Source organism: Cryobacterium psychrotolerans (genome assembly GCF_900101115.1).
GTDB classification, from domain to species: Bacteria; Actinomycetota; Actinomycetes; order Actinomycetales; family Microbacteriaceae; genus Cryobacterium; species Cryobacterium psychrotolerans.
Genome location: NZ_FNFU01000018.1, coordinates 48809 through 56832, shown reverse-complemented (window position 1 = coordinate 56832; position 8024 = coordinate 48809). Strand labels below are relative to the sequence as shown.

Sequence of the window (8024 nt, the reverse complement as noted above, 5' to 3'; positions counted from 1 at the left end):
TCCGCTAGTCGTTCTGGGGGAAGCCCAGGTTGATGCCGCCGTGGCTCGGGTCGAGCCAGCGGCTGGTCACGGCCTTCTCCCGGGTGTAAAAAGCGACCCCGGCAGGGCCATAGGCCTTCGCGTCACCGAAGAGCGAGTTCTTCCAGCCACCGAAGGAGTGGTACGCCACCGGCACCGGGATCGGCACGTTGATGCCCACCATCCCGGCCTGCACCTCGTTCTGGAAACGGCGGGCCGCCCCGCCGTCGTTGGTGAAGATCGCCGTGCCGTTGCCGTACTGGCTGCTGTTGATCAGGTCGAGGCCCTCGGTGTACGTGGCGACGCGGACCACCGAGAGCACCGGGCCGAAGATCTCATCCTGGTACACGGCCGAGTCGGTACCGACCTTGTCGAACAGGGTCGGGCCGAGCCAGAAACCGGATGCGTCCCCATCGACCTCGATGCCGCGACCGTCGACGACGACCTCGGCCCCGTCCGCGGCCGCAACGTCGATGTACGAGGCGACCTTGTCGCGGTGCACCTTCGTGATCAGCGGGCCCATGTCGCAGCCGCGCATGCCGTCGCCGACCTTGAGGCCCTTCATCCGCTCGGTGATCTTCGCGATCAGCTCGTCCGCGACGGGCTCGACGGCCACGATCACGCTGATCGCCATGCACCGCTCACCGGCCGAGCCGAACCCGGCGTTGACCGCCGCGTCCGCGGCGAGGTCCAGGTCCGCGTCCGGCAGCACCAGCATGTGGTTCTTCGCCCCGCCGAGGGCCTGCACCCGCTTGCCGTGGAGCGCCGCGGTCTCGTAGATGTACTTCGCGATCGGGGTCGACCCGACGAACGAAATCGCCTGCACGGCGGGGTTCACCAGCAGAGCGTCGACGGCCTCCTTGTCGCCGTGCACGACGTTCAAAACACCGTCGGGCAGGCCCGCCTCGGTGAACAGGGCGGCCATCCAGTTCGACGCCGACGGGTCCTTCTCGCTGGGCTTGAGCACGACCGTGTTCCCGGCCGCGATCGCGATCGGGAAGTACCACAGCGGCACCATCGCCGGGAAATTGAACGGGCTGATGATGCCCACCACACCGAGGGCCTGCTTGAGCGTGTACACGTCAACACCCGTCGACACGTTCTCCGAGTAGTCGCCCTTCATCAGGTGCGGCATCCCGAGCGCGAACTCGACAACCTCCAGGCCCCTCGTGATCTCGCCGAGCGCATCCGCGCTCACCTTGCCGTGCTCGGCGGTGAGGATGTCGGCCAGCTCGCCCTTCCGGGCGTTGAGCAGCTCACGGAAATTGAACATGATGCTCTGGCGCTTGGCCTGCGAGGTGTCACGCCAGGCCGGGAAAGCGGCCAGGGCCGACGCAATCGCGACGTCGACGTCGGCCGTGCTGGCCAGGCTCACGTTTTTGGCGACCTGGCCCGTGGCCGGGTTGAACACCGGCGCGGTGCGGGTCGAGGTGCCGGCGGCGGCGGCCCCGTCGATCCAGTGGCTGATTGTGGGAATAGCGTTCATTGTCATCTGTCGATTCTGTCGGTGTTGTGGTTTGCGGGTGTCGCGGTGATCGAGCTTGTCGAGATCAGGGTCTCGACAAGCTCGACCACCGATCAGTTGAGCAGGTCGAGGCCGAGCACCTCGTCGTAGACGGCCAGGGCCTCGGCGACCTCGTCATCGGTCACCACGCAAGGCGGCACGACGTGGATGCGGTTGTCCGCGAGGAACGGCAGCAGGCCCCGGCCGAGCAGCTCCGCCTTGATCCGCCCCATCACCGCGCCGTTGAGCGGCTCCCGGGTCTCCCGGTCGGCGACGAGTTCGAGCGCCCAGAACACACCCTCACCGCGCACCTCACCGATGACCGGGTGCTTCGCCTGCAACTCGGCAAGCCCCGGCGCCAGCACATCGCGGCCGATCCGGGCCGCGTTCTCCACGATGCCCTCGTCCTCCATCGCGTCGAGCGCGGCCACGATGGACGCCATCGCCAGCGGGTGACCGCTGTAGGTCAGGCCGCCAGGGAAGACGCTCGTATCGAAGGTGTGCGCGATCGAATCCGAGATGATAACGCCGCCGGTCGGAACGTAGCCCGAGTTGACGCCCTTGGCGAAGGTGATCAGGTCAGGAACGACGTCGTAGCCCTCGAACGCGAACCAGCGCCCGGTGCGCCCGAACCCGGCCATGACCTCGTCCAGGATCAGCAGGATGCCGTAACGGTCGCACAGCGCCCGCACCCCCGCCAGATACCCGGGCGGCGGCACCAGCACGCCGGCCGTGCCCGGGATCGATTCGATCAGCACGGCCGCAATCGACGTGGGGCCCTCGCTCTGGATCATGCGCTCCAGGTGGCGCAGGGCGCGTTCGCATTCCTGCTCCGGCGATGTCGCCCAGAACTCACTGCGGTAGAGATACGGGCCGAAGAAGTGCACGTGTCCGCGCGCGAATTCGTTCGGGATGCGGCGCCAGTCTCCGGTGGCGACAATGGCCGAACCGGTGTTGCCGTGGTACGAGCGGTAGGTCGAGAGCACCTTGTCGCGACCGGTGTGCAGCCGCGCCATCCGGATCGCATTCTCGATCGCATCCGCCCCACCGTTGGTGAAGAAGACCTTGTTGAACCGTTCCGGCGCCCGGCCGACGATGCGCTTGGCTGCCTCGCCCCTGGCCAGGTTGGCTGTCGACGGAGCGACGGTCGCCAGCGTCCCGACCTCGTCGATGATCGCCTTGACGACGGCCGGATGCTGGTGGCCGATGTTGACGTTCACCAGCTGGCTCGAGAAGTCGAGGTAGCTGCGACCGGCGTTGTCCCACACGCGAGAGCCCAGCCCGCCGGCGATCACGAGCGGGTTGAGGGCGCCCTGCGCGGACCAGGAGTGGAAAACGAAGGCACGATCGAGCTCGACCGTGCGCTGGTCAAGCCCCGCCCCTGCGGTGGCATTGGCGGCGGTGGCATTGGCGGTGGAGTCAGTGACCGTGGTGTCATTGACGGTTGTGGCAGTCACGATTATCGAGTGTCTTTCTGTAGTGAGGTTGGGCGGTGGAGCAGCGGTTCCGGGTGGCTTGGTGCGAGTGGCTTGATGCGGGGCTGTTGCAGTTCCGCGTCAGAGTTCCGGCCGGACGATTGACCGTGGTGCGAGCCCGAGGCTGCGGGTGTGCTGCGCGATTTCCTCGAGGGACGCGACCCACACACCCGGGGTTGCCATGACCTCGGCCATGAGCTCGCCCAGCTGCCTGGCTCTCCCCGGGCGGCCGGAGAGGAAGGGATGATTCGTGAGCACCCAGCATCCGCCTTCGTCGTGGAGCCCCTCGAATTCGCTGGTCCAGAGCTCGCGGGCCTTGGCCGGCGTCTCGATCAGGCCGCTGCCCGAGATGTCCGGGAGGAAGCAGTACTGCTCCCAGTCGTCCAGCGCCCACTGGATGGGGATTTCAACGATCGACTCCCCGGAGCCCGGCGTGATCGCAAGCTCGTAGGGAACATCGGCGTCCATCAGGCTCGAGTCGTAGAGGAATCCACGCGCGGCCAGCAGCGCCGGGGTCTCCCAGGACAGATCCCACATCGGCGCCCGGTAGCCAACCGGCCGCACGCCGGCCACCTCAGCCAGCGCGTCCAGTCCCCGATCGAGGTTGTCGATCTGACCGGCGAGGTCGACGGCGCTCGGCTGCTCGTGCAGGTAGCCGTGGTGTGCGATTTCGTGGCCGGCCCTGGCGATGTCCCTGACAATTCCCGGATACCGGTGGGCCGTGTACCCCGGGACGAAGAACGTGGATCGGATCTGATGATGGTCGAGCATCCGCAACAGCCGGGGAACGCCCACGAGCGGGCCGTAGGCCTGGTGGCTCATCACGCTCATCCGGTCGGCGTTCCCAGGTGCGTTCCAGAGCACGGCCGACTCGGCATCCACATCGAAGGTGAATGCCGCTGCCGACTGCTTCCCCTCCGGCCATCGGATGGGGCCTGCGGCAGTCATTCGCGGCGCTGCGCAGACATGATCGTGATCAGCTCATAGGCAAGATTCGCGGCCGCCACGGCCGTGATGGCCGCGTGGTCGTAGGCCGGGGACACCTCGACAATGTCGGCGCCGACGATCTTGTTGTGGCGGAACCCCCTGAGCACCGCGAGGAGCTCCCGGCTTGTCATGCCGCCGGCTTCCGGCGTGCCGGTGGCGGGCGCGAATGCCGGATCCAGCACATCGATGTCGATCGAGATGTACACGGGAGCGTCGCCGACCCGCTCCAGCACTCGCTCCAGGATGCCTTCGACCCCGATGCGGTCGAAGTCGCGGCAGTGCACGATGGTGAAACCCATTTTCTCATCATCGGTGAGATCCGCCGGGTCGTACAGCGATCCGCGGATTCCGACATGGGCCGACCGGTCCTTGCGGATCAGCCCTTCCTCCGACGCGCGGCGGAAGGGGGTGCCGTGCGTGTACGGCGCGCCGAAGTAGGTGTCCCACGTGTCGAGGTGTGCGTCAAAATGCACCAGGGCGACCGGGCCGTGCTGGGCGTGGGCCGCCCGCAGCGCCGGGAGCGCGACGGTGTGGTCGCCGCCGAGGGCCAGGACGATGCGGCCGTCCGCCATCAGCTCGGCGAGCCCCGCCTCGATCTCACCGAGCGCCTCGACGATGTCGAAGGGGTTGCAGGCGATGTCGCCCGCATCGACCACCTGCGCATCTGCGAAGGGCATCGAGTCGAGGGCGGGGTTGTACGGGCGGAGCAGGCGGGACGCCTCACGAATCGCCGAGGGGCCGAAGCGCGCTCCGGGACGGTAGGTGACCCCCGCGTCGAAGGGGATGCCCACAACCGCCACGTCATAGTCCGGCACGTCCTCGAGTCGGGGCAGCCGGGCGAACGTGGTCAGGCCGGCGTAGCGCGGGGACTTCTGGCCGTCGACCTGGCCCACCGGCGTGCTTCCGGCGCTGATGTCGGGAGTGTTCATGGCGTTTTTCCTTCTGTGTGCTGTGCCGCCCGGAGGCGTGAAGAATCTGGAATCGGGGGCATGCTCACGCCCGCCCTCTCGTGGAGCCGCCGTTGACCTGCACCACCTGGCCGATGATCGCGGAGAGTCGGAAATCGCACAGTAACGCGACCGCCGCCGCGATTTCGGGCGACGTGCCGATCCGGCCCAGGGGGATGCTGCCGGCATAGACGGCCCGCATCTCGTCCAGGGAGATCCCGGCGCTTCCGGCATCGACCTCGAGCTGAGGGGTGTCCGTCACTCCGGGTGCGACCGCGTTGACGATGATGCCCTCGGGGGCCAGTTCGCGGCCCAGCGTCTTGACCAGCGAGATCAGGCCGGCCTTCGAGGCCGAGTAGGCCGTCGCGTCCGGCCACCCCGTGACACCCCACTCGCTGGAGATCACCACGATGCGTCCGGCTCCGCGACGTCGCATCCCCGGCAGCACAGCCTGGACGAGGTGGAACGTGCCGCCGAGGTTGGTGTCGATGACTTTCCACCAGTCCTCGGGGTCCGCGTCCAGGAACGGCCCCATGGTCATGAAGGCGTGGTTGGCGACCAAAACGTCCACCGGGCCAAGTTCCTGTTCGACCCGCTGCACCAGCGCGCGCACCTGATCCGGGTCCGACACGTCCCCGGGTACGGCCAGTCCTGACAGCTCGGCGGCGAGGGCTGCGAGTTCGGCCGAAGCCTCGCGGTCGTTCACCGCCACGGTGGCGCCCGAGGCGGAAAGCCGGCGGGCGTGCGCCGCTCCCATGCCCTGCGCAGCGCCGGTGACGAGAACGACCTTGCCTTCGAGATCGGGGTAAGAATGGCCTGGATTCTCGGGCATCAGATCACCGCTCCGGCATTGGGGTTGAGGGTTTCCCCGACACAGAATGTGCCCTCGTCGAGAAGGAATGCGATGCAGATCGCGACTTCCTCCGGCGAGGTCAGCCTGCCCAGGGGAAGAGTGGAGAGGTATTCCGGGGCGCGCCACGGCGAGTCGGCCGCGAGCAAGGGCGTGTCGGTTGGGCCCGGCGCGACGGCATTGACCCGGATTCCGCTGGGTGCGGACTCCGCGGCGAGGCTGCGCACGAGGCCGAGCAAGGCGCCTTTGGCCGCCGCGTAGTGCGCGTCATGCGACCCGCCGCCGATGGCCAGTTCGCTCGTGATGGCCACAATCGACCCGCCGCCGGCCGTTGTCATTCCCGGCATCACCGCGCGACTCAGGTTGACGAATCCGCCGACATGCACCGAGAGCATCCGGCGCCAGTGGTCGAGCGTGATCTCGGACACGGGCAGCATTTCGTAGTAGCCGGCGGCCGAAACCGCGGCCGAAACCGGCCCGACTTCCTGCACGACACGGGCGACCGCGGCCCTGACCTCCTCCGGGTTGGCCATGTCGACGCACGCGTCGAAGGAACACTGCGGCGAAGGTCTCAGGTCGAACCCGGCGACGGTCCAGCCGCGGGACTCGAGCTCCGCGGCGGCAGCCGCCCCGATTCCGCTGGCGGTGCCCGTCACGATGGCCACCTTGAGTGCCGCCGGGTCATGGCTCATGAGAATTGCGGTTCCTTTTCCGAGAGGTTCTCCGGAGGCAGGAGCTCTTCGGGCATCCGGTACTCCAGTCCGGTGACAACGGGAATGCGCTTGTGCACGGACAGGTAGATCACCGTTCCAACGATGCTCAGCACGGCTACGGCGATCCAGATCGACCAGTCGAGGAAGGACTCTTCGTACACGGGCCGCGGCCAGGCGATATTGAGGAACTCGAAGGTAGCCCAGATCAGCGCGACAACGGCGAGCGGGAGCGTTGCCTTGCCGAGGGTGAACGGGCCGGCACGCCAGCGTCCACGCAGATTCACAACAACGAATCCGACGAGCGGGAACAAGAATGAGAGGAAGAATCCGCCGGAGGTGAAGTTCAGCATCAGCGTGTAGACGTTCTCAGCCACGTCGCTCAGGAGGAACAAGGCGCCGCCGACGACCATCGTGATCAGCAAGGGGCCCACGGGCTGGCGCTGTTTCCGACTCAGCCGGGACAGCATCTTCGAGGCCGGCAGTGCGCCATCCCTCGCGAAGGACCAGATCATTCGTGAGGCCGAGGTTTGCAGGGCCAGGAAGCTGGCCAGGAAGCCGATGACGAAGAGGATCTCAACCGGCTTGGCGATCTGGCTGCCGAGCTGCGAGGTCAGAGTGAAGTTCACCGGGTCCGCGACGCTGCCGCTGCGCACGGCGTCAAGGTCCGGGACGGCGAGGATGAGGGCGAGGCTCGTGTACATGACGACCACCGCGATGAAGATGAGTGCGAAAAGGATCGCCTTGGGGAGGTTCTTGCGCGGCTCATTGACTTCTTCGGCAATCGCGCCGGCGCTCTCGAACCCGACGAAGGAGAAGCCGATGAACACCATTGCGAGCAGGAATGGACCGCTGAGGGACAGGTAGTCCGTGCCCGGTGCGAGGCCCGCACTCCCATCGAACAGCACGCTGATGGAGTTGTGCTGGTGGAAGAACAGGAGCCAGGTGCCGAGGCCGAGCGAGCCGACGATTTCAGCCACGATGCTGCCGATCATGAAGACCTTCAACACCATTCGTCCGGCCAGGTTCACGGCCGTTCCGAGCACCAGGACCACGAGCGCAATCCATGCCTTGTCTACTCCGGTGGGGTTCTCGATCCCAATGACGTTGGCGATGAAGCCCGCCGCCGCGATGGCGACGGTTGCCATCGCGATGAGCAGGGTCCACATGTACGCCCAGCCGGCAAACCAGCCGAATGCCTTGCCCCCGAGGCGAGCCGACCACTGGTAGATCGACCCCTCGATGGGCCAGCGAGAGACCAGCATCGCGAAGACGAGGGCGACCAGGAGCTGACCGCCGAAGACGATGAGGAAACCCCACCAGAAGGACGGGCCGGCGATGGACAGCGCGACGCCGAAGATCCCATACAGCGCGACGATCGGCGAAATGAAGGCGAAACCGAACGCAAAGGATGAGAAGAGATTGAAATCTCGCTTGAGGGTGATGCCTTCGGTGGCAGCGACCGTTTCGGTGTGGGTCATGGTGTGGTCTCCTTCGACTCTCGCAATTATGAATTGATTCGGGATGCGGCGG

7 protein-coding genes are annotated in these 8024 nt (G+C 66.7%); all 7 read right to left on the bottom strand.

Going from position 1 to position 8024, the window contains the following annotated elements; translation table 11 throughout:
* Positions 1-4 precede the first annotated feature (4 nt).
* Positions 5-1504: a CoA-acylating methylmalonate-semialdehyde dehydrogenase gene (locus BLQ39_RS12895; RefSeq protein ID WP_422386381.1), complete on the bottom strand. Its 1500-nt coding sequence runs from the start codon at positions 1502-1504 to the stop codon at positions 5-7.
* Positions 1505-1596: 92 nt separating this feature from the next.
* The gene (locus BLQ39_RS12890; RefSeq protein WP_439822887.1) at positions 1597-2982 is read right to left on the bottom strand and encodes an aspartate aminotransferase family protein; all 1386 of its coding nucleotides are present in this window, start codon (positions 2980-2982) and stop codon (positions 1597-1599) included.
* A gap of 96 nt (positions 2983-3078) precedes the next feature.
* The gene (locus BLQ39_RS12885) at positions 3079-3945 is read right to left on the bottom strand and encodes a polysaccharide deacetylase family protein (RefSeq protein ID WP_092324516.1); all 867 of its coding nucleotides are present in this window, start codon (positions 3943-3945) and stop codon (positions 3079-3081) included.
* A complete protein-coding gene (speB, locus tag BLQ39_RS12880; protein WP_092324514.1) occupies positions 3942-4913 on the bottom strand; it encodes an agmatinase in 972 nt (323 codons plus the stop codon). The genes BLQ39_RS12885 and speB overlap by 4 nt, the downstream gene beginning before the upstream one ends.
* Positions 4914-4977: 64 nt before the next feature.
* The gene (locus BLQ39_RS12875) at positions 4978-5763 is read right to left on the bottom strand and encodes an SDR family NAD(P)-dependent oxidoreductase (protein WP_092324513.1); all 786 of its coding nucleotides are present in this window, start codon (positions 5761-5763) and stop codon (positions 4978-4980) included.
* Complete coding sequence (locus BLQ39_RS12870) at positions 5763-6473, bottom strand: SDR family NAD(P)-dependent oxidoreductase (protein WP_092324511.1); 711 nt, start codon at positions 6471-6473, stop codon at positions 5763-5765. The genes BLQ39_RS12875 and BLQ39_RS12870 overlap by 1 nt, the downstream gene beginning before the upstream one ends.
* Positions 6470-7972: an amino acid permease gene (locus BLQ39_RS12865; RefSeq protein WP_092324510.1), complete on the bottom strand. Its 1503-nt coding sequence runs from the start codon at positions 7970-7972 to the stop codon at positions 6470-6472. Before BLQ39_RS12865 ends, BLQ39_RS12870 begins: the two co-directional genes overlap by 4 nt.
* Between the last annotated feature and the right edge of the window lie 52 nt (positions 7973-8024).